General features: G+C 74.8%; 15 protein-coding genes. 8 read left to right on the top strand and 7 right to left on the bottom strand.

Features of this window, described 5'->3' with window-relative positions; genetic code table 11:
* Nucleotides 1–48 precede the first annotated feature (48 nt).
* Together AB0O01_RS00810 and AB0O01_RS00805 are read right to left on the bottom strand one after the other, a co-directional pair.
* Complete coding sequence (locus tag AB0O01_RS00810; protein ID WP_365309522.1) at nt 49–1,674, bottom strand: nuclear transport factor 2 family protein; 1,626 nt, start codon at nt 1,672–1,674, stop codon at nt 49–51.
* A 177-nt stretch (nt 1,675–1,851) separates the two neighbouring features.
* Complete coding sequence (locus AB0O01_RS00805) at nt 1,852–3,174, bottom strand: tetratricopeptide repeat protein (protein ID WP_365309520.1); 1,323 nt, start codon at nt 3,172–3,174, stop codon at nt 1,852–1,854.
* A 1,102-nt stretch (nt 3,175–4,276) separates the two neighbouring features.
* Here AB0O01_RS00805 and AB0O01_RS00800 point away from each other — a divergent pair.
* Entirely contained in the window at nt 4,277–5,230 is a 954-nt protein-coding gene (locus AB0O01_RS00800; RefSeq protein ID WP_365309518.1) for a TIGR03619 family F420-dependent LLM class oxidoreductase, read from the top strand.
* Between the two features lie 11 nt (nt 5,231–5,241).
* Here the strand turns inward: AB0O01_RS00800 and AB0O01_RS00795 are convergent, their stop codons facing one another.
* Together AB0O01_RS00795 and AB0O01_RS00790 are read right to left on the bottom strand one after the other, a co-directional pair.
* Nucleotides 5,242–5,844 (bottom strand): GNAT family protein, encoded by a 603-nt coding sequence (locus AB0O01_RS00795; protein ID WP_365309516.1) that lies wholly within the window; start codon nt 5,842–5,844, stop codon nt 5,242–5,244.
* A 172-nt stretch (nt 5,845–6,016) separates the two neighbouring features.
* Nucleotides 6,017–6,199 (bottom strand): hypothetical protein, encoded by a 183-nt coding sequence (locus AB0O01_RS00790; RefSeq protein WP_365309514.1) that lies wholly within the window; start codon nt 6,197–6,199, stop codon nt 6,017–6,019.
* Nucleotides 6,200–6,544: 345 nt separating this feature from the next.
* Between AB0O01_RS00790 and AB0O01_RS00785 the strand changes: the two genes are divergently transcribed.
* On the top strand, nt 6,545–7,612 hold the full coding sequence (locus AB0O01_RS00785) for a LuxR C-terminal-related transcriptional regulator (RefSeq protein ID WP_365309512.1): 1,068 nt from the start codon (nt 6,545–6,547) through the stop codon (nt 7,610–7,612).
* Nucleotides 7,613–7,794: 182 nt separating this feature from the next.
* Here the strand turns inward: AB0O01_RS00785 and AB0O01_RS00780 are convergent, their stop codons facing one another.
* Complete coding sequence (locus AB0O01_RS00780) at nt 7,795–9,621, bottom strand: BTAD domain-containing putative transcriptional regulator (protein ID WP_365309510.1); 1,827 nt, start codon at nt 9,619–9,621, stop codon at nt 7,795–7,797.
* A gap of 1,138 nt (nt 9,622–10,759) precedes the next feature.
* Here AB0O01_RS00780 and AB0O01_RS00775 point away from each other — a divergent pair.
* Genes AB0O01_RS00775 through AB0O01_RS00750 form a run of 6 tightly spaced genes read left to right on the top strand, consistent with a single transcriptional unit; the run spans nt 10,760 to nt 17,828 of the window.
* Nucleotides 10,760–12,085, top strand: coding sequence for a radical SAM protein (locus AB0O01_RS00775; protein ID WP_365309508.1), 1,326 nt, complete (start codon nt 10,760–10,762; stop codon nt 12,083–12,085).
* A complete protein-coding gene (locus AB0O01_RS00770; protein ID WP_365309506.1) occupies nt 12,082–12,783 on the top strand; it encodes an iron-containing redox enzyme family protein in 702 nt (233 codons plus the stop codon). The genes AB0O01_RS00775 and AB0O01_RS00770 overlap by 4 nt, the downstream gene beginning before the upstream one ends.
* Complete coding sequence (locus AB0O01_RS00765) at nt 12,780–12,989, top strand: aroma-sacti cluster domain-containing protein (RefSeq protein WP_365309504.1); 210 nt, start codon at nt 12,780–12,782, stop codon at nt 12,987–12,989. The genes AB0O01_RS00770 and AB0O01_RS00765 overlap by 4 nt, the downstream gene beginning before the upstream one ends.
* Nucleotides 12,989–16,375, top strand: a complete 3,387-nt coding sequence (locus tag AB0O01_RS00760; RefSeq protein ID WP_365309502.1) for an adenylate/guanylate cyclase domain-containing protein — start codon at nt 12,989–12,991, stop codon at nt 16,373–16,375. Before AB0O01_RS00765 ends, AB0O01_RS00760 begins: the two co-directional genes overlap by 1 nt.
* Complete coding sequence (locus AB0O01_RS00755) at nt 16,372–17,229, top strand: S8 family serine peptidase (RefSeq protein WP_365309500.1); 858 nt, start codon at nt 16,372–16,374, stop codon at nt 17,227–17,229. Before AB0O01_RS00760 ends, AB0O01_RS00755 begins: the two co-directional genes overlap by 4 nt.
* Nucleotides 17,226–17,828 (top strand): GAF domain-containing protein, encoded by a 603-nt coding sequence (locus tag AB0O01_RS00750; RefSeq protein WP_365309498.1) that lies wholly within the window; start codon nt 17,226–17,228, stop codon nt 17,826–17,828. The genes AB0O01_RS00755 and AB0O01_RS00750 overlap by 4 nt, the downstream gene beginning before the upstream one ends.
* A gap of 115 nt (nt 17,829–17,943) precedes the next feature.
* Here AB0O01_RS00750 and AB0O01_RS00745 read toward each other — a convergent pair whose 3' ends face one another.
* Nucleotides 17,944–19,068 (bottom strand): glycosyltransferase, encoded by a 1,125-nt coding sequence (locus tag AB0O01_RS00745; RefSeq protein WP_365309496.1) that lies wholly within the window; start codon nt 19,066–19,068, stop codon nt 17,944–17,946.
* Nucleotides 19,065–21,206 (bottom strand): prolyl oligopeptidase family serine peptidase, encoded by a 2,142-nt coding sequence (locus tag AB0O01_RS00740; RefSeq protein ID WP_365309494.1) that lies wholly within the window; start codon nt 21,204–21,206, stop codon nt 19,065–19,067. The genes AB0O01_RS00745 and AB0O01_RS00740 overlap by 4 nt, the downstream gene beginning before the upstream one ends.
* Between the last annotated feature and the right edge of the window lie 48 nt (nt 21,207–21,254).

Raw genomic sequence — 21,254 nt, 5'->3', positions numbered from 1 at the left:
TCCACGACGGATCGACGACCACTCCTCGACCCCGCCCCGCCCTCCCACTCAGCTCGGGCGGAGGTGTTCGGAGATGGTGTGGGGGTGCCAGTGGGCGTCGGCGCTCAGGATGGTTCCGTCGGGGGCGAACCGGAAGGTCTCGCTGCCCTGGTAGGCGAGGGGGGCGCCGAGATAGGAGACCGCGTCGATATGCCAGTCGACGCGGGCGGTGTCGTGTTCCAGGCGCAGGTTCCGGTACCGGGGCTTCATCTCGCTGAAGGCGGCGAAGGTGGCGTCCAGGAAGACGCGGAGCCGGGCGCGCCCCCGGAAGGGCCGTGTCCCGGGGTTGTCACGGATCTGCCCGGTCCGGGGATGGAACAGCCCGACCCAGGCTTCGGTGTCGCGTTCGGCGATGTACCGGAAGTACCGTGCGACCTGCTCACCCATCACCGCGGGCGGGCACGGCCGCCCGACGGGGCGGGGAGTGTACGGGTTCCAGCCGGCGTTGGTCTCATGGGCGAGGACGGTCGATCCCGCGGTGTGCGCGTAACGGAGGTTGGTGACCATGGCGAGGTCGTGGTGGGCCTGGTCGATCTCCGCGACCGCCGGGCGGACGGCGTGCTCGGCGAGCCTGCTCACCTCGTGGCCGAGGGAGCCGCGGGTGTGGGTGCCCAGGACGTCGAGGACCAGGAGGTAGTGGGAGAAGAGGAAGCCCTGGACCGTCTTGGACAGTTGCTTGACCGCGCACAGATACCGGTAGCGCTCCAGGGAGCGTTCGGGCCGGTCCAGCAGGTCCTGGAGGAGGATCCGGTCGCCGGTGAGTGAGTCCAGCAGGGGGCGGGCCGCGCGCCGGGGTGCGGACGTGAACCGGTGCGCCGAGGCGGACTGCGCGCCGCTGCCGTCGCGGAGCTTCACGCGCAGAGGGTGGTAGTCGGCGAGGTTCATCAGATCCAGGAGCTGACCGGCCCGGGACGCGAGGCGGGCGGCCCGGCAGGCGTCGTCGAGACTGTCGGCGGCGCTCTCCCACCGGCCGGCGGTGGCGGCGGGCACGGCGAGGTCCAGATAGTGGTGCGCGACCCGCAGCCAGCATTCGGTGATCTGGTGCGCGGTGGAGAACAGGTGGTCCTCGGGGCCGTCGCTGGTGCGCAGCGCGTAGACCCGGTCGGGTCGCACCACGCGCCGGTGGTCGAGGCGGGGGGTGCCGGGGGTGATGCGCGGCCCGGTGACGCCCGGGGCCCGGCAGGCCGCGGCGAGGGCTTCCTCGACTCCCAGGGCGAAGGGCGGGCAGGGGTCGTGGAAGAGGGCCGTCAGACGGGCGAGATGCCGCGCGGGCAGAGCGCGCAGGATCTTCATTCCCGGGGACACGGGGGCCCCACCCGGGTGGTGCCGGAGGGTGCGCGGGGGCGGGGGAGGAGCGGTGCGGGACAGGTCCAGGGTGAGAGCGAGGCCCTCGGCGAGGAGATCCACGTACCGTTCCAGGCGGCGGGGCGCGAAGGCGGCGGGCCGCCGATCGTGGAGTGCGTCGTCCGCCAGCCGCAGACATAGCTCGGCCGCTTGCAGCGCCGCCGCCCAGACGACAGCACCGGGCCGGGAATCGCATCCCGCCCATGTCTCCCGGAAGGTGTCGAGGCCGATGTACAGCTCGTACGGCGAAGGTTCCGCAGCCGCCGCGGAGGTGCGTACTTCTTCCGTCATGCGAACCCGTTCTCTCGCTGGTGGTGTCGAGGGATCGATCGGGAAGGGGACAGGAGGATGTGCGGCCGGGAGGGGTCCGGATGGGGAGGGCCTTCACCGGGACCGGGACGGCGTGAGGAGATGCGTCCGAACACACGATGCCAGAGCATGGTCAGCAATGCGCCGACGGTAGGGAAGTCATGGGCGGCGTGCGGCTGCGCCCATCTTGCCGTCGTATTTCTGGTATCCGTGCAACTCGCCGACCGTGCCCTGTTCCTCGCGGAGAGACGCACTGCGCGCGTCGACCCAGCGGCGCAGCGGGCCCTCCGTCCCGGCGATCCCGTCGCGGTCCAGCAATTGGAGGGTGGAGGTTCCGAGGGGGTCGGACGCGGCGGCCCGGACGTAGGCGGAGCGGGCCGCTTCCATATCGCCGAGATGTTCCAGGCACTGACCCATCATGAATTGCGCCATATGGGTAACCTGAGGGCCGATGAGTGTCGCTCTTCGGTAGGCGTTCACCGCCTCCGGGATCTTGTCCCGCTCCACATATGCCTGCCCGAGGGTGAGCAGGGCGCGCGGCTCGGACGGCATGTGTTCGGTGAGGCTGACCGCGTATTGCTCAGCGCGTTCGAAGTCTCCCAGAACGAACATTTCCTTGATTCGGCTCTCCAGCAGGGCGTATCGCAGGGGAGCCCATTCCGCGCGGGTCAGAGGCGTGTCCCGCTGCATGAGGGCACAGAAGTATTCGGCCTGGTTCATCTCCCGGGACATCGCCCCGTGATCGCCTGCCAACTGCGGTGCCAGCGCCGCGATCCGGTGATAGCGACTGAGGAGTTTGTTCTGCTCGTGGCCGATTGATTCGGACGCCTCGATGGATTGAGCGTGCTGCTCAAGGCAACGCAGGAAACCGGGTACGTCGTCCAGCATTTTCACGCAGATGCTGGCGAGTAGGTAGGTCGTCTCCACATGAGCCCAGGAGCCCGGTCTGGCCCGCTCCCGGACCGCTCGCAACTCCACTGCCGCAGCGTCCGCGGGGGCGCCGTCCATGGCTTGCGCGTACAGCGCCTGACCTCGCATGAAGGCGAGCGCGGCGGTGTCGTCGTCCAGTCGGGGGCCGGTCGGTGCGGTGGGGCCGCGCTCATGGCGCAGGACGGATGCGTGGAGCCCCGCCCGGTGCAGCGCCCACAGCACCCGCATACGGGCCCGGCCGCCGAGAGCGGAGTAGCGGGCCAACTGCTCGCAGAGGAATCGCCAGGCGGGTGTGCGCAGATCCGGAGCGAGTTCGGCGGGGTCGTCGAGCAGATACTCAGGGAGCATCGCGTGCCGCACGATCTCACGCCGCACCGACGACGGAGAGAATCCGTGCAGCCGGGGATAGTCGTCGCTTTCCTCGACCAACGACCGGACGGCCAGCGCCAACCCCTCGACGGCGGCGTTCCCGTCCCCCTCCCAGTCACCGAAGTCGAAATAGGGGCGATACAGCCAGCCGATAAAAGTCGACGGCACATCAACGCGCTGCATCGCTCCCTCTCTCCTCAGCGCTGGAGGGGCGCAGTCGCTACCTGACCGCGCCCCTGATCCGCTCCGGACGGCGTCCGCCTAGAATGCCTCGCGGGCCGGACGGGAGGGCGTGAGTGTGCGGTACGGAATCACCTTCATGGCGTCACCTTTCACTATCGGGTGGCAGGGGAAAATCTGCTCGTCCCGAAGGACAGGACATTGCCATGCTATCGCAGAAGGGGGTGGGTCACATCTCAGAAGTGGGTATCCGTGAATTCATGGGTGAGGTACAGAATGGGTTGCGGAATGGGTTGAGTACCGACTTCCGGACCTGGCCGCCGCCACTCGTCGGCGCCTGGGCGGTGAGCCGTTATCCCCTGACTGCGCGGGCCGAGTCCGGAAACGCCGGACGACGTCAGCTTGCCGCTGCCGTGGTCGTGTGCGGTTCGGCCGAAGTCATGCCGGGAGGAAGCTCGGCCACCAGGGCGGGACATTACCCGGGCACAACGGGTCGGGATAGGAGTTCGGCATACCGATCCATGTGATCAGGAACCAGGCGCGCCACACGGTGAGGACGAGCCCTGCGGCCAGGGACGTCCGGCGATGACGCTCTCCGAGGGTGATGTGCACGGTCCCGAAGGCGTGGGCTTCTCGGTGGTCACGCGTCGGGCACCCGAAGGGCACGGTGCTCGACGTACCGGTCGTCTCCAGCCACCGGGAGGTGACGGTGACAGCCTATCCGGGCGGGAGGCCGTACGCGTTGCTCCCCGGCCTGCGCGAGCAGGTGGCCCGTCGGCCGGGCCGAGCGGCAACGACGCCATGACGTCCGTGTGTCCTCCTGGGGACGCGGGAGCCCGGTCCGAACCCATGTGCGCGCCAGGACCGGAGACGGGGACGACGCCGCTGTCGCGTGGGCGGTCATGGTCCCGCGGACAGCCGCCCCCCGATCGGCGTTTCCGGTCCTGCCCGGGACGGGGAGTATGGGGAGGTGGCGGGTGCGTGCCCCCGTGTCGTGGGCGGGAGACGCTCCGTGCGCACGGTGTACTGGGAGTGCATGGTGCGACCGTGATACTCGGTGGTCTGCGTGGTCCGCACCGCAGGTCTGAACACGAGGAAGGCGCACATGAAGGCCGGAGTCAATGTGCTGAACTACGGACCCGGAACCACTCCCGATTCCCTGCTCGCCTGGGTCGCCGGAGCCGAGGAACTCGGCTTCCACCTGGCCATGATCTCCGACCATGTCACCCTGCCGCCCGAGGTGGCCGCGAAGTTCCCCGCCCCCTTCTACGACCCGTTCACCACACTCGCCTGGCTCGCGGGTCAGACCCGCACCATCGGGCTCGGTACCACCGTCACCGTCATCCCTTACCGGCACCCCCTCCACACCGCCCGTGTCGCCGCCAACCTCGACCGGCTCAGCGGCGGGCGCCTGGTGTTCGGTGCCGGAGTGGGATGGTCCCGGCAGGAGTTCGACGCACTCGGCATCGCCTTCGGCCGCCGAGGTGAGATCACCGACGAGTACCTCGCCGCCATCCTGGCCCACTGGGCCCAGGACACCGTCGCCGCCACCGGCCCGCACGCCCGCTACACCGACATCACCACCGGACCGTCACCGCTCCGGCGCCCCCCGGTGTGGGTCGGCGGACTCGGCGACGCCGCCCTGCGCCGCACGGCCCGCTTCGGTGACGCCTGGCATCCGTTCGGGTTCGGCGCCCCCGAAGTGCGGGAGCGGCTGCCCCGTCTCGCCGCCGCGGCCCGGCACATCGGCCGCCCCACCCCGGCAGTCACCCCGCGCATCGCCCTGCACCTCACCGACCGGCCCGTGACCGGTCCCCGGCGGATCGCGGGCTACGGCACACTCGGTCAGGTCCGGGACGACCTGGAGGCGCTGTCCGAACTCGGCGTCCCCTGCGTCGTCTTCGACACCTATCTCACCGAGTACCTGGGCCTTGTGCCACCGGGGAGCGGTCCCCGCCATGACACCGCGCTACTGGAGGCGGTCGCGGGCGAGCTGATGGACCTCACCCCGGTCCCACCCGGGTCGGCCGTCCCTCCGCCGGTGCCACCCTCCCCGTAGACCGGCGGGCGCTACGAGTCGTCGGCGGGCAGATCCCGGTCCCGGCGGTCGGCCTTCGGCGGGGTCGTCGGGTGCCACTCGCGGCGCAGGAGGCCGAAGACCCAGGAGTCGGAGACCTCGCCGTTGACGACGCAGTCCTCGCGGAGGGTCCCTTCGTGGACGAAGCCGAGCTTCTCCAGGACCCGGGCGGACGCCGTGTTGCGGGTGTCGGCCTCGGCCTGGACGCGGTTGAGGTCCAGGGTGTCGAACGCCCACCGCAGGACGGCGTGCGCGGTCTCCGTGGCGTAGCCCTGCCCCCATGCGGCGGCGTCGAGGACATATCCCAGGGACGCGCTGCGGAAGTCAGGGTTCCAGTTCGTCAGGCCGCACCAGCCGAGGAACGCTCCGTCGGCGGCGCGGTCGACGGCCACCCGGGCTCCCGTGCCCTCCGCCTCGATCGTCCGGCAGGTGGAGAGGAAGCGCTGGGCGCGGGCCGGGTCGGTCCAGGGCGGGGAGTCCCAGTAGCGAAGGACGTGGGCGCTGCTGTGCAGGGCGTAGAGGGGCGCGGCGTCGGCGTCGGTGAAGGGGCGCAGCCGCAGGCGGGCGGTGTGGAGTTCAGGGGTGGGCAAGGGCATGCGGGGCATCCTGCCGTCTGGCGTCCGTCCCCGGCCAGCCGTTTTCGGGGGGTCGGCGGTGTGTACGGCGGCGGTGGTCGGGGTCGGTTCCGGGGGTGCACCTCATGTGGTGGCCGGGGTTGACCTCGTTGCGGAGGAGCAGGGGGTCCCGAGCCGCACGGACGGCCTTGTCTCACCACCGTGGTGCCGGTGGCGGTGGGGAGTCGTCGGTGTCGAGCGGTGGGCGGATCGGGGCCGGCGGGCGGTTGAGGGCCTCGCGTGCCCGGCGCGCGTGGACGTCGGTGCGGCGGGAGCCGGTGACCAGGGACCTGCCGATCGCCACCAGCCGGGCGAGCGGATCCATGACCCTTTTCATGGTGATTCCCCGTGTGGGTGGGCCGGGCCGGGCCGGACGGCCGGCTGCGGCTGAGGACGGTTGCTGTCGACGAGCGGGAGGGGAGGCTTGCCGTGCAGTGGGGCGGAGGCCGGAGCACCGGGGCGGCGCCCGGGGCGAGGGCGCATGCGGTGCCTGGCGGTGAGCCTCCCGGCGGCAGCGAGCCCCCGCCCGTGCGCGCAGCGGCCCCTGACCCCGGCCCCGTGCCCCGCCCAAGCCGAAAATCGATCTCCCGTCCGAGGCGGGCTGGGCATCTCCGGCACATGACTGCACAATGCACGAGCGTCCGGGTGCGGGCGGGGTCATCCAGGTGATGGGGGGAGCCGGGTGGGCGGCACGGGTGAGGGCGGCCAACTGCCGGGGGTGCAGGAGACGGCGGGGCGGACCGTGCCGGTCACCCGGCTGTCGGAGGAAGCCGTACGGCTGTTCCGCTGGGTGAGCGACCGGGGCCCCTGCGACGCGCGGACCCTGGGCGCCACCCTGGACCTCCCCGAGCAGCGGACGGCGGCGGCGCTGGCCCGGTTGACCGAACTGCTGCTGGTCCGGCCGCTGCCGGAGGACCCCGATCTCATCGTGGCCGTGGCGCCGGAAGCCGCCATCGCCGCCCTGGTCGCGCCGACCGAGGCCGGGCTGCGCCGCCGGCTCGCCGAGATCGAGCAACTGCGCGGCGAACTCGCGCTCCTGACGCCGTTCTACACCGAGGCGCAGCGCCGTCGGCAGGGACGTCCGCCGCTCACCGAGGTGACGGATCTGGACACCGTCGTCGGGATGATCACCGACGCGACCGTTCACTGCCGCCACGATGTGCGCACGTGTCACCCGGGCGGGGGCCGGTCCCCGAGTCTGCTGGAGCAGGCGTACATCCGTGACCGGGACATGCTGCGCCGGGGGGTGCGGATGCGCACCCTGTACCAGCACACCGCCCGCTACCACCTGCCCACGCAGGAGTACGCCCGGCGGATGACCGGTGAGGGCGCCGAGATCCGGACATTGAGCGAACTGTTCGGCCGGATGATCGCCTTCGACGCGGAGACCGTGTTCATCCCGCACCAGGGCGACCCCGACGCGGCCATCGTCATCCACGAGCCGTCCACGGTGGCGTATCTGTGCGCGGCGTTCGACCACGCCTGGTCGCTCGCCGAGCCCTATCAGCCGGCCTGGACGGAGAGTTCGGCCCGTGAGGAGGTCAAGCAGGCCATCGTGCGGCTGCTCGCGGAGGGGATGAAGGACGAGATGGTGGCCCGGCGGCTGGGCATGTCGCTGCGGACGTGCCGCAAGCACATCGCGGAGATCATGGAGCAACTGGGCGCGGCCAGCCGCTTCCAGGCCGGGTACCTGGCCCGGGTGCAGTCCTCCGGACCGGCACCGGCCGCGCCCGTCTCCGGCGGGAGCTGAGTCACGGGCCGTCGGGGTGTGGGCGGGGAGGCCCGGTTGCGGGGTGGTGTCCGGCGGGTGGGGCTCTGGCCGTGGCGGACGGCGGTCCGGGTGCGGCCGGTGCTCGTGCTCGCCTCCGGGACGGTGGGGGGACGCGTGGGCCGGGGCCCGGGGAGGCGGGGGGACCGCCGTGGTCGCACGCCTCAGCACGGCCGCTCCGCCGCCTGCCCGGCCTGCTGCTCCCGGGCGAACAGCAGGGTCAGCCAGGGGAGTGCGTAGCGTGTGGTCTCCTCGTCGGTCGCGCTGTGGGCCGTCACCTCGGGCGGGGGCGGCGGGGCCAGGACGCCGGTGTCGATGAGATGCTCCACGGCCCGCCGGGCGTCGCGGTGGCCCACGCCCAGGGCGCGGGCGGCTTCGGGCAGGGCGAACGACGGGTCCGGCAGGGTCGACAGGCCGCGCAGGGCGGTGCGGGCGGGGGAGGGGAGCCGGATCCAGGCGTCGCGCAGACGGGCGCGTACCCCGTGGCCGCCGGACGCGAGTTCGTCCAGGGCCTGACCGGGGTCTTCGAGCCGGTCCGCGTACGGGCCGAGCGGCATGTGGCGCAGCACGGACAGCCGGTTCCCGGCCGCGCGCAGCGCGAACGGCAGCAGTCCGGTCGCGGCGGCGATCCGCAGGGCCGCGGGGCGGTCCACCGCGACCCGGTCCGGCCCGATGATGCGGCCCAGCAGACGCAGGGCCTCGTCGGGTGACAGCGGCGGGAGTTCGGTGCGGTGAGCCGGATCCAGCCAGGACAGTCGGCTGCGGGAGGTCACCAGGACGGCGGCGGGGCCCGCGGGCGGCAGCAGCGGGCCCAGGGTTCCCGCGTCGCTCGCGTCGTCCAGGAGCAGCAGGACCCGGCGCCCGGAGAGCCAGGAGCGCCAGACGGCGGCGGCCTCCTCCCGGTCGGTGGGCAGCCGCTCGCCGCAGCCCAGGGAGCGGGCCAGTTCCGCCAGCACCGACGACCAGGGGCGGGGGGAGCCGTCCTCGGTGCGCAGCCGGGTGAGGACCACCCCGTCGGGGTGGCGCGCGGCGTACCGGTGGGCGAGATGGATCGCGAGCGCGGTCTTGCCGGTCCCGGCCGGGCCGCTGAGGAGCACCGGGGGGCCGCCCTCCTGGGCGAGCCGGGATCCGAGGGCTTCCTGTTCCCGCTCGCGGCCGGTGAAGTCGGCCAGGTCCGGCGGGAGCAGACGCGTCGCCGCGGGGGTGCGGGGTGGCCGGGCGGGTGCCACCTCTTCGAGCAGGGAGCGGTACAGGCGCTGGAGGGCGGCGCCGGGTTCCATGCCCAGCTCGCGGGAGAGCTGCTGGCGGCAGTCGTCGTACACGGCCAGCGCCTCCGACCTGCGGCCCACCCGGTGCAGCGCGGTGAGCTGGGCGGCGCGCAGCCGTTCGCGCAGCGGATGCCGGCTCACCATCTCGCCGACGGTGTCCGCCACCGGGGCCGGCTCGCCGGACTCCAACTGGGCCTCCGCCCATGCCTCGTACACCGTCAGCCGCCGGGTGTGCAGCCGGTCGGCTGCGGCGCGCAGCATCCCGGCCCGGGCGGCGAGGTCGCTGAGCGGGTCGTGCCGCCACAGGTCGAGCGCCTGCCGGTACAGCCGGGCGGCGCGGCTCGGGGCGCCGCCGTGTGCCTCGGTGTCGCCGGCGCGGGCCAGCTCCTCGAAGCGCAGGGTGTCGCACTCGGCCGCGGTGATGTGCAGGACGTAGCCGCCGGGGCCGTGGTCCAGCCTGCCGGGATCGCCGGGGTCGAGCACGCGTCGCAGGGCCGAGACGTAGACCTGGAGGTTCTTGCGGGCGGTCCTCGGCGGGGCGTCGGGCCAGACGGCGTCGGTCAGTTCGGCGAAGGAGACCGGTGCGTTGGGGCGGGTGAGCAGCGCGGCGAGGACGAGCCGCTGCTTCAGCGGGCCGAGGGCCAGCGGCAGACCGTCGCGGTGGGCCAGCAGCGGGCCGAGGAGGGAGAGACGCAGCGGCGCGGTGGGGCGGTTTTTCTCCATGCTGTTCGGATCCGGTGGGAATGCTTGCGCGGATCTCTCGGTGAGGGTGTCGGACATTGTTTCATCAGCCCTTTCCCCAGCCCGTGTCGTCGGAGTTCGGGGAAAGGGCGGGAATTCTGTGCACGAGAGCCTCCGTGAGGGGGGGTTGGGGAGAATCTGCGAGCTTTCTTGAAATGCAGAGGGGATTCCGCGCGGAATTCCTTTGAGTTCGCTCAGCATGCCCAGCCGCGAGGGGCGGGGCCATGGCCGCGTGGGTGGATCAAGATGCATGCAGCAACGCACCCGCCGGGAGAAATGCCGTGGAGGTGGGTGAAGGGGAGTTATCGGTATGCCGGTGGCGAATGCCCTGCCGGGCGGGCAGGGGGATGGGGTGACAGGCGGCCTTTCGGTGGAGCTGCGGGGGCCGTCCCACGGCCGGTGGTGGGGCCGTGCGGGCTGCCGCAGGGTTTCCGGTGGGGCCGTGCGGGTTCCCGCAGGGTTTCCGGTGGGGCCGTGCGGGCTGCCCCAGAGATTCCGGTGGGCCGTGCGGGCTGCCCCGGGGCTTGCGGCGGAGCCTTGCGGTCTGTCCCGGTTGGTCCGGCGTCGCACGGCAGGTCTCTGTCCCGGCCGGTCCGGTGGCCCAGGGCAGGTCTCTGTCCGGGCCGTCCGGCGCCACCGGTAGGGGCCCTTCGCCGTGTGCTGGTGCCTTGCGGCCCGCTCCGGCCCGTACGGTGCCCCAGGGCAGGTCTTCGTCGCGGCTGGTCCGGTGCCCCAGGGCGGGTCTTCGTCGCGGCCGAACCGGCGTACCCGGGTAGGTCCCCGTCCCGGCCCGTCCGGTGCCCCGGGCAAGGCCCTGCCCCGCCGATTCGCCGCCCGCGGCAAGCCCCCGCCCCGTCGGTCCTGCACCTCCGCCAGAGCCCCACCCGGGCAGTTCCGCCCCTCCCTGTCCCGCCGGTCCGGCCCCCCGGCAGAGCCCCCACCCCGGCAGTTCCGGCGCCCCCGCCCCGTCCCCCGCCCTCGGCACAACCCCGCCCCGCCGATCCAGCCCTCCCCCGCCGGCGCAGCGCACCTACCGTTCCCCAACCCACCTCCAACCGTCCCCGAACCACCCCCCGGCAGGGTGGTACCGCAGGTCCAGGGGAGTGGCGGAGGTGACCGGATGAGGCTCGCCGAGATCATCGGGCTGCGGCCGGTACCGGCCGCCGGACTGTTCGTCACCCTCACCAGACGCTGCCCCCTGAGCTGCGCCCACTGCTCCACCTCCTCGGGGCCGCGCGGCGAGGACGGCCCGGCCGGGGAACTGCGCGCCTTCGTCGGCGGGTTCACCGCGCGCGACCGCCCCGAGGTCCTCATGCTCACCGGCGGCGAACCCCTGCTGCGGCCCGCCCTGGTGGGTGACCTGGCCGCCCTCGCCCAAGCCGCCGGAACCCGGGTCGCGGTACTGAGCGGCATGTTCTTCGCCCGGGGCGGAGAGGTGCCCCGGCAGATCATGCGCGCGCTGCGCAACGTCGACCACTTCTCGGCGAGCATCGACGCCTTCCACGAACGCGAGGTGCCGCGCGCCGCCGTGTTCCGCGCCGTGCACCGCATCATGGACAGCGGAATCGACGTGAGTTTCCACGTCGTGGGCGAGACGCCCGACGATCCCTATACAGAGGACGTCACCGGAGCCATTCGGACCGAATTCCGAGACCGGGCGGCCATGCTCGTCAACCACGTCCGCCCGGTGGGCCGCGCGGCCGGCTGGGCCGCCGCGCGCTCCGCCAGACTGCTGGATGGGCGCTCGGCCGGACCGCTGGGCGAACGTTCCCCCGGACCGTTGGACGGGCGCTCGGCCGGACCACGTGAGGCCCGCCCCTCCGGACCCCTGGACGGGCGCCCCTCCGGACCCCTGGACGGGCGCCCCGCCCGACCGCCGGAGGCACGCTCCCCCGACACCTGGGACGACCACCCCGCCCGACCGCCGGAGGCACACCCCGCCGGACCGCAGCACCAACGCCCCTCCGCCCCGCCGGAGGCGCACCCCGCCCCGCCGGGGACGCATCCCGTACCGTCGGAGGCGCACCCCTGCCCCATGGCCGCCTGGCCCGTCGTCGCCTTCGACGGGACGGTGGTGGCCTGCTGCAACCAGCGCGTGGTGGACGCCCGCCCGGTGCCGGAGCATCTGCGGCTGGGACACATCGCCGAGGACGACTGGGCGCGGATACGGAGCCGCTGCCAGGAGTCGCCGGTACTGCGGACCGTGCGGACCGCCGGAGTCGGCTCCTGCGCCACCTGCCGCGGTCTCGCCCGGCGGCCCGCCGCCCTGGAAGCGGCCCGGCGCAGCGGCGCCCGCCCCGCCGCCGGGGCCGTCGACGCGCTCGCCGCCCGGCTCCAGCGCGAGGCCGGGCCCGAGGCACTCGTCAAGCGCTACGGCAGTGCGCGGTACGCGCCCCTGGTGCTTCTCGGCGAGCCCTCCGACGGCGGGGCGGAGGGGCACGCGTGACGCCCTCGGCCGCCACCGGCCTGCGCCTCGAACTCGCCCTCGTCCAGCCCGTGCTGCGGACCGCCGCGGCCGGCATGTGGCGGTCGGACGCCGGACTGGGCGACCGTTACCGGCGCTATCTGCGCACCATGCACCAGGTGATCCGGGCCTCCGTACCGCTCATGGAACGGGCCGCCCAGCGCTGCGAGGCGCTCCCCCCGGACCCCGTCGTGACACCCCTCGCCCGCTATCTGCGCGCCCACGCCGAGGAGGAACGCGGCCACGACGACTGGCTCCTCACCGACGCCGCCGTGACCGGGATGGCGCCGGGCGACCTGACCGGCCCCGGCCCCCCGGCCCATGTCGCCGCGCTGGTGGGCGCCCAGTACTACTGGATCGAGCACGGTCACCCGGTGGCCCTCCTCGGCTACATCGCCGTCCTGGAGGGCAACGCCCCCGCGCCGGGGCTCGCCGGGCGGCTGGCGCGGGAGACCGGACTGCCGGGGTCCGCCTTCGGCACCGTACGGCTGCACGCCGGGCTCGACGGCGGGCACAGCGACGACCTCGACCGCCTGCTCGACGGGCTGCCGCTGGACGAGGCGCAGCGCTCGGCGGTCTCCGTCAGCGCCCTCTACACGGTCGCCGCCCTCGCCGAACTCTTCGACCGCATCGCCGAGGCACCCGCCGCACCGCACCGCCCGTCAGGAGAGCCCCGATGACCGACCGCCCGCACCCCCACGACCCCCTCCGCGCGCTGGAGGACGCCGGGTTCCCGCTGCACAGCCTCTCGCCCGAGCAGCGGGAGGTGCTCCAGGCCCTCGACGAGGAGGAACTGACCCTGCTGCTCGGACTGAAGGAGCGGCTGGACGCCGCCGAACCGGAGGTGCAGGCACACAGCGAGATCGCGGGCGGAGCGCTGTTCTGATGCCCGCCCCCGCACCGGTCAGGTGCCCCCGGTGCCCGGACCCGCCCCCCGACGGCTCGGCCTTCTGCCCCCGCTGCGGCACCGCCTGCGTGGCCGCCGCCGACACCGCCGCGGCCGAGGAGCGCCGCGTCGTCACCGTCCTCTTCTGCGACCTGGTCGGCTCCACCGCCCTGTCCGGCAGACTCGACCCGGAGACCCTGCGCACCGTCACCCTGCGCTACTTCGCCCTGATGCGCGCCCGGATCGAGGAGCACGGCGGCACGGTGGAGAAGTTCATCGGCGACGCCGTGATGGCCGTCTTCGGCATCCCCGCCCGCCACGAGGACGACGCCCGCCGCGCCCTGGCCGCCGCCCACGGCATGATCACCGCCCTCCACGGACTCAACGCCGATCTCGAAGAGTGCCACGGCGTCCGGCTCGCCGTCCGGATCGGGGTCAACACCGGCGAGGTCGTCGCCTCCGTCGACCCGGCCGCCCGCCAGACCCTGGTCTCCGGCGAGGTCGTCAACATCGCCGCCCGCCTGGAACAGCACGCGGGCGCCGGGGAGATCCTGGCCGGACCGGCGACGGTCGACGCCGCCGGACCCTCCGTCGTCACCGAACCCGCCGGGGCCCTCGCGCTCAAGGGCGTCGCCACGCCCCTGCCCGCCCGCCGCCTGCTGGCCCTGCACGAGGACGACCCGGAACGGGTCCGCCGCTTCGACACCCCCTTCATCGGCCGCGGCCCGGAACTGGCCGAACTCCGCCTCCTGCTGCGCAAACTCGCCGCCGACCCCGCCTCGCACCTGGTCACGGTCTACGGCGAGGCCGGACTCGGCAAGACCCGCCTGCTGCGCGAATGGCTGCGCGACTGCCCCGCCTACGGCGAGGGCCGCTGTCGCCCCTACGGCGAGAGCGGCACCCTCGCCGCGCTCGCCGAGGCCGTACGCCACCTCCTGGCCGCCGTCGGCGAGGACGCCGGGCTCGACGGGCTGCCCGAGCCCGAGCGCACCGAGGCACGGCAGGCGCTGCGCCTGCTGAGGGCGGGCCTGCTCCGCGACGGCACCCCCAGCCCCTCGGCCGACGACACCGTCATGGCCCTGGCCGCGCTCCTGGACGGACTGTCCCGCGAACGGCCCGTCGTCCTCGTCCTGGACGACTGCCACTGGGCGGCCGAACCGCTCCTCGACCTGACGGCCCGGCTGCTGGACGAACTCGACCGTGCCCCCGTCGCCCTGGTGTGCGCCGCCCGCCCCGAACTGCTGGAGACCCGGCCCGGCTGGGGCAGCGGACGCATGCGCTCCGCCTCGCTGACCCTGGCCCCCCTCTCCCGCGCGGAGGCGACCGCGCTGGCCGGTGAACTGGTCGAGGTGACCGCCCACCGGCAGGACGTCCTGGACGGTGTGCTCGCGCGGGCGGAGGGGAATCCGCTGTTCCTGGAGCACCTCACCGCGATGGCCGCCGAGGGCGACGAACTGCCGCCCACCGTGCACGCCCTGCTCGGGGCCCGGATCGACGCCCTGCCGTCCGGGGAGCGAACCCTGCTGCAACTGGCCGCGGTCCTGGGACGCGAGTTCCACCGCGCCGACCTCGCCGAACTGGCCGCCGCCCGTGACCCCGCGAGCCCGCCGCCGGAGACCTCCTCCGCGCCGACCGGGGACGGTACGGCAGCCGCCGCCGGGCTGTTGCGCGGCCTCGCCCGGCGGCGCCTCATCGAGGCCGGCGGCCGTACCCTCACCGCGAGCACCGTGTTCCGGTTCGGCAGCGCCCTGGTCCAGGAGATCGCCTATCAGGGCATGGCGAAGAAGGTCCGCGCCCGCCGCCACCGCCGGGCCGCCGAGGTCCTCGCCCGGCACGCCGCGGGCGACGCCGCGGCCGGCACCCACCTCGCCCGCGCCCACCGGCTGCTCACCGAACTCGGCCTGCGCGACGAGGACACCGACGCGCTGCGCGCCCGCGCCGCCCTCCTCCTGGCCCGCGCCGGAACCGCCGCCCTGGCCCGCTCCGACCTGCCCTGGGCCGACGACCTCCTCACCCAGGCCCTCGCCCTCGCCGCACCCGGCGAGCCCACCGCCGTCGAGGCCGCCCGCCGCCTCGGCGAGACCAAGGTCGCCCGCGGCGAACCCCGGCGCGGCCGGGAACTGCTCGCCGACGCCCACGACACCGCGGCCCGCCGGGGCGACGCACTCGGCGCCGCCCACGCCCAGCTCGCCCTGACCGCCCTCGACCCCCGGCACGGCCGCGCGGCCGAGGTCGCCGAGACCGCCCTCCCGCTGTTCACCCAGGCCGACGACGACCAGGGCATCGCCCGCGCCTGCGTTCGGATCGCCCAGGACCGCCAGCGGCGCGGCCGGCACGGCGAGGCCGGCACCCTCCTGCGGCGCGCCCTGCACCACGCCGACCGGGCCGGGGCCGAACCCGAACGGGCCCTCGCGCTCGGCGCCACCGGCATCACCCTGTGGCGGGGACCCACCCCCGTGGCCGAGGCCCTCGCCCGCTGTGAGGAACTCCTCACCACGCACGGCGCCGGCCGCCCCACCGTCCGGGCCACCCTCGGCTGCCCGCTGGCCGTGCTGCTCGCCCTGCACGGCCGGGACGCCGAGGCCCACGAGCGGCTGGACGAGGCCGGACGCCTCGCCCGCAGTCTCGGCTACGCGGAGAGCGCCCTGTTCGTCCCGCTGTTCGCCGCCGAGGTCGCTTCGCTCACCGGGGCACCCGACCGCGCGCTCGCGCTGCTCGACGAGGCCGTACGGGCGGGCCGCGCCCTCGGCGTCACCGGAGCACTGCCCGGCATCGCCCGCGAACGGGCGCGCCTGCTGCTGGACGGCGGGGACCCGGCCGACGCCCTCGCCCTGCCCGACCCGCACGGCGCCGGTCTCGGACCGGCGGAGTCGGCCGACGCGTACGGGCTGCGGGCCAGGGCCCACGCCCTGACCGGACGTCCGGACGCCGCCCGCGACGACGCCGAACGGGCCACCACCGCGGCCGGTGACAGCGACTCCCCCCTCGTCCGAGGCACCGCCGCCCTCGACCTCGCCCAGGTGCTGCGCGCGCTCGGCCACCCCGGCGAGGCGGCCCGCCACGCGCGGGAGGCGCAACGGCTGTTCACCGCCAAGGGGCACCGGCCGGGACAGGACCGCGCGGCCCGGTTCGCGGAGGAGACGCAGTCCGCGAGCCGAGCGGCCGGGGGGTCCGATGACGGCGGTCGGGCCGGTGAGCCCGATACCGGGTCCGGGTCGGGGCCCGCCGAAGCCGCCGGAACACCCGGACCCACCGGAACACCCGGACCCTCCGAACCCACCGGAAGGTCCGAACCCTCCGAACCCGCCGCAACCGTCGACCGCACGGCCCCGCCCCCCGACCGCACCACGCGACGCCCCGCCGGGCGGGAAGGCGGGGCCCGATGAACCGCGCCACGGCCGGACTCACCTGGAGCCTGCGCGACCGCACCCCCGAGGACCTCGCCCTCGACGCCGACACCGTGCCCGACCTGCCCGCCGACCCCTGGACCTGGTCGGACGGCACCGGCGTCCGGGTCTGCGTGGTCGACACCGGGGTCGAGCGGGGGCACCCCCTGGTGGGCGCCGTCCAGGGCTCCTTCGAGGTCACGTCCGGACCCGACGGCACCCCGCGGGTCACCGACACCGGCCCCCAGGCCGACGGCACGGGCGACGGATGCGGACACGGCACCGCCTGCGCCGGGATCGTCCGGCGCGTCGCACCGGGCTGCGCGCTCTACAGCGTGCGGGTACTGGGGGAGGGCTTCACCGGAACCGGCGACGCCCTGCTCACCGGGCTGCGCTGGGCCGTCGACCAGGGCTTCGACGTCGTCAACCTCAGCCTGTCCACCACCCGCCCCCAGTTCCTCGACGCCCTGCGCGCCCTGGCCGACCAGGCGTTCTTCACCGGGACCCTCCTGGTGGCGTCGGCGCACAACACGCCCGTGGAGAGCTTCCCCTGGCGGTTCTCGTCGGTCATCTCCGTCGGCACCCACCGCGAGGACGACCCCGCCCTGTTCCTCTACAACCCCGAGCCGCCCGTGGAGTTCTTCGCCCCCGGGCAGAACGTCCAGGTGGCCTGGGCGGGCGGCAGGACCATCAGGACCACGGGCAACAGCTTCGCCACCCCCTTCGTCAGCGGCCTGTGCGCCCGGCTGCTCGGCAGCCGCCCCCGGCTCACCCCGTTCCAGATCAAGCACGCCCTCTATCTCTCCGCCGCGAACGTCCGTATCGGCGCCACAGGAACCCGAGGTGCATCATGACCCAGTCCCACGGCCTCGTCCCCGGCCCGGCCACGGGCCCCGCGACGCGGGTCGGCAGCGCCGAGCACGATCTGCTCCAGTCCGTCGTGGAGACGGCACGCGCCATCTTCGGCGCCGCGGCGAGTTCCGTGCTGCTCCACGACCGGGACGCCGGTGAACTGGTCTTCCAGGCCGTGTCGGGCGAGGGCGAGGAGTCCCTCGTGGGGTCCCGGTTCCCGGCGGGGCGGGGGCTGGCGGGCTGGGTGCTGGTCTCCGGCGAGCCGATGGTCGCGGACGATCTGCGGGAGCAGGGCATGTTCGCCCGGGATGTCGCCGAGTCCACGGGCTATGTGCCGGACGCGCTGATGGCGGCCCCGCTCGCCCACCGCGACCGGGTCCTCGGGGTGCTGGAGGTCCTCGACCCCGTCGCGCAGTCCCGCTCCAGCCTGTCCGAACTCGATCTGCTCGCCCTGTTCGCCCGGCAGGCCGCCGCCGCGCTCGCCGTCGTCACCGAGCGGCGCCGGGAGGAGCCGTCGGCGGCGGTCCGCGCCCGGAGCCTGGAACTGGTCGCCGCCTTGCGGGACGTCCTGCTCGACGCGGAGACACCGCGCCCAGTCTGAGGAACGGCCCGGGGAACGACCTGAGGAACGGCGCGGCGCGAGGCGCGCGAGGCGGGGGAGGGAACCGACGGGCTACGGGCCCGGCATCGGGCACCCTCCCCGGGCCGTCCCGGGCTCAGCGTGCCGCCGACTCCACCGCGTCGGCCGCACGGCTCTCGCTCTTGCTCCCCGCCAGCAGACCCCCCACCTCGACCGCGCGGGCCCGCAGCCCCGGGTCCCGGGCGGCGTCGTCAAGGGCGGCCCGCAGGGTCGCGGCGCGAGCCCCTTGCGCCGGGAGACTCCGGGCGACACCGGCCCGCAGACACGCCGCCGCCAGCACCTGCTGCTCGGACCCGTTCGGGGCGACCAGCAGCGGCCTGCCGTGCAGGAGCGCGCCCAGCACGGGGGCGGAGGTCGCGTTGGTGAGCACCAGGTCGGCCCGCTCCACCAGCGGCGCCATCCACGGCCGGCGCCCCGTCACCACGGCGGCGCCCGGGGCGGCCTCGGACGGACCCGACCGGCCCAGCTCCACCACGGCCCTGCGCCCGCCCCCGGCGAACGCCGCGTTCAGCCGGGGCCACAGGCTGCCGCCGCCGAAGGTACGGCCGAGATGTACGTACACCAGCGGCCCCGCGCCCGGGTGCACCTGTACGGCGCCCGGCTCCGGCTCCGGCTCCCACCAGCAGGGGCCGACATGCCGTACCGGCGCGGGCAGTTCGGTGCCGGGCACCTCGAGGACGGGATGCCCGCGCAGCAGGAACGCGGTCCCCAGCAGCGGCGTGTCGGAGAAGCGGTCGCGGCGCGGGGGCAGTCCGGCCGCGCTCCGCAGCGCCGTGTAGTGCTCCAGCGTGCCGGCCAGCCGCCACGACCGGTCGTGCGCGTCGGACGGTACCGCCCCGGCGCGGTACGGCCACAGATGGGCCGTCAGCCCGAGCACCACCACCGGCAGATCCGCCGCCTCGGCGGCCAGCAGCGCCCCGTGGCACAGGACGGACGTCACCAGCACGTCGGGCCGCAGCCGCCGGATCTCCCGCGCCACCAGGGTGTACTGCTCAAGGCCGCGGACCGTCCAGTGGCCCACCGACAGCGCGGTCGCGTCCGGGACGGCCGTCATCGCGAGCCCCGCCTCCCCGACCACCGCCGCCGTCCGCGTCGCCGCGAGGACCTCGACCCGGTGGGCGCGGCGGCGCAGCTCCCGGCCGAGCGCCAGGGCCGGATACAGGTACCCCGGGTCGCTCAGCGGGCACAGCAGCACCTTCATCGCGGCCCGCCCCCCGGATCGAGCCGCGAGTCCACTCCCAGATCGAGCCCCAGACGGTGGCCGAAGAACGCCATGACGTCCGCGTACAGCCCCGCGCTGCGCGACACCCCCCGGGTGCCGTGGCCCACACCGCGCTCGGTGCGCAGCAGCACCGGACCGCCGCCGGGATCGGCCCACTGGAGGGCCGCGCACATCTTCCGCGCGTGCGCCGGATCCACCCGCGAGTCGCCGTCGAACACGGCCAGCAGCACCGCGGGATAGCGCACCCCCGCACGGACCCGGTGGTAGGGGGAGTACGACAGCAGCCGCGCGAAGTCGGTGGGATCGTCCGCGCTGCCGTACTCGTCGCGCCAGCTCGCCCCCATCCCCGACCGCTCGTAGCGCACCATGTCCAGCAGCGGCGCCGCGCACACCACGGCCGCGTAGGTCTCCGGCCGCCGGGTCAGCGCGGCACCGGCGAGCAGCCCGCCGTTGGAGCTGCCGAGGACCCCGAGCAGGCCGGGCCCCGTCCATCCCCCGGCGAGCAGATGGTCGGCCGCCGCGTCGAAGTCGTCGAAGGTGTTGGGCTTGTGCTCCCGGCGCCCGGCCCGGTGCCAGGCCGCGCCCTCCTCCCCGCCGCCGCGCACACAGGCCACCGCGTAGACGCCGCCCGCCCGCACCCACGGCACCGCCTGCGGGGTGAACCCGGGGGTCATCGACGCGCCGAAGCCGCCGTACCCGGTGAGCACGGCGGGACGCGGCCGGTCCGCGCGGCCCGTGGGGGACAGCACGAACATGCGCACCTCGGTGCCGTCCCGCGACCGCAGCACCTCCTGGGTGACGGTCACGCCCTCGGCGTACGACCCGGCGGGCGGCCCGCCCGGCCAGGTGCCGAGGCGGCCGGTGACGGCGTCGTAGTGCAGCACGGTGGTCCGGGTGAGGTGGTCGGTGTAGGCGAACCACGCCTCGTGACCGGGTTCCGGACGTACCGTCAGACCGGTCACCGTGCCCCGGCCGGGCAGCGCCACCCCGCCCGCCGGGTCGCCGGTCCGGGCGTCGTGGAGGGTGACCTCGGCGACCGCGTGCCGGGTCCGCACCACCATCAGCAGGGGGCGCGCCAGCGCCGGGCCGTCCAGGACCGCGAAGTCCTCCAGGACGGTGTCCGGCTGTTCGGCGACGAGCGTCGGCCACCGGTCCGGGGACGCGGCCGGACCGCCGTCGCGGGGCGCGGCGGCGATCCGGCCGCGTTCGGCACCCGCGGTCGTCCTGAGCAGCAGCGGCCCGCCGCCCGCCCGCAGCCGGGGCACGGTACGGGCGTCGGCGCCCTGCTGGAAGGGGCGCAGCCGGACGGGCCCCGGGGCGAGGCCGGTGGTGAGATCGGCGGTCCACAGGTCGGTGCGGGGCGCGGTGCCGTCGCTGGCGCCGACGACCAGCAGCCCGCCGTCCGGAGCGGTCGCCACCGTGTAGTACTGGGTGTCCGGCCGCCCGGCGCCGAAGATCTCCGTGTCGGTGTCCGCCGGGGTGCCGATCTCGTGCAGATACACCCGCCGGTCCCGGCCCCCGGGCAGTCTGCGGACGTAGTAGAAGCGCCGGCCGCCGGGCAGCCACGCCACGGGGGAGCGCCGCACCCGGTCCAGCGGGCCGTCCACCACCTCGCCGGTCGTCGCGTCGAGGACGCGCAGCACGGACTGCTCGGTGCCGCCGGAGGACACCTGGACGGCGACCAGATCGCCCTCCCACGACGGTGCGAACGCGTCGATCACCGTCGTGCCGGACGGGTCGCCCTCGCGCGGATCGAGCAGCACCCCGACCCGGTCGCCCTCCCGCACCGCGAGCACCGCGACCTCCTGCCCCGGCTCCCGGCGCAGATGGAACTCCCGCCGCCCGCGCGGCACCGGCACCGCCGCGCCCCCGCCCGCCAGCAGCTCCGTCATCCGCGCCAGCAGCGCCTCCCGGTGCGGCCAGCGGTCCCGCTCCCGCCCGTAGTGCCGGTCCTGGGCCTCGCCCCAGCGCACGGTGGCGGGATCCTCCGCGTCCTCCAGCCAGCGGTACGGGTCCGCCACCGGGAGCCCGTGGATGCGCTCCGCCGGCCCGCTGCGGGGGGCCTGCGGCGGCCCCTCGGGGGACGGCCCGGCGTCGCGGGACGGGGACATCGTCATACGGCACTCCAGGGGACGGACACGTCCGCGAGGACGGGGGGTCGGACG

The sequence above is a fragment of the Streptomyces sp. NPDC093252 genome (genome assembly GCF_040683675.1).
In the GTDB taxonomy this organism is placed as follows: domain Bacteria; phylum Actinomycetota; class Actinomycetes; order Streptomycetales; family Streptomycetaceae; genus Streptomyces.
The sequence above is the reverse complement of the archived record's forward strand: the minus strand, read 5'-3'. Positions and strand labels throughout refer to the sequence as shown.

Coding starts and splice junctions, on each gene's coding strand:
- AB0O01_RS00775 (WP_365309508.1), top strand. CDS start 10,760: ATGAGGCTCGCCGAGATCATCGGGCTGCGGCCGGTACCGGCCGCCGGA.
- AB0O01_RS00805 (WP_365309520.1), bottom strand. CDS start 3,174: ATGCAGCGCGTTGATGTGCCGTCGACTTTTATCGGCTGGCTGTATCGC.
- AB0O01_RS00810 (WP_365309522.1), bottom strand. CDS start 1,674: ATGACGGAAGAAGTACGCACCTCCGCGGCGGCTGCGGAACCTTCGCCG.
- AB0O01_RS00765 (WP_365309504.1), top strand. CDS start 12,780: ATGACCGACCGCCCGCACCCCCACGACCCCCTCCGCGCGCTGGAGGAC.
- AB0O01_RS00745 (WP_365309496.1), bottom strand. CDS start 19,068: ATGAAGGTGCTGCTGTGCCCGCTGAGCGACCCGGGGTACCTGTATCCG.
- AB0O01_RS00800 (WP_365309518.1), top strand. CDS start 4,277: ATGAAGGCCGGAGTCAATGTGCTGAACTACGGACCCGGAACCACTCCC.
- AB0O01_RS00755 (WP_365309500.1), top strand. CDS start 16,372: ATGAACCGCGCCACGGCCGGACTCACCTGGAGCCTGCGCGACCGCACC.
- AB0O01_RS00780 (WP_365309510.1), bottom strand. CDS start 9,621: ATGGAGAAAAACCGCCCCACCGCGCCGCTGCGTCTCTCCCTCCTCGGC.
- AB0O01_RS00790 (WP_365309514.1), bottom strand. CDS start 6,199: ATGAAAAGGGTCATGGATCCGCTCGCCCGGCTGGTGGCGATCGGCAGG.
- AB0O01_RS00750 (WP_365309498.1), top strand. CDS start 17,226: ATGACCCAGTCCCACGGCCTCGTCCCCGGCCCGGCCACGGGCCCCGCG.
- AB0O01_RS00795 (WP_365309516.1), bottom strand. CDS start 5,844: ATGCCCTTGCCCACCCCTGAACTCCACACCGCCCGCCTGCGGCTGCGC.
- AB0O01_RS00760 (WP_365309502.1), top strand. CDS start 12,989: ATGCCCGCCCCCGCACCGGTCAGGTGCCCCCGGTGCCCGGACCCGCCC.
- AB0O01_RS00740 (WP_365309494.1), bottom strand. CDS start 21,206: ATGACGATGTCCCCGTCCCGCGACGCCGGGCCGTCCCCCGAGGGGCCG.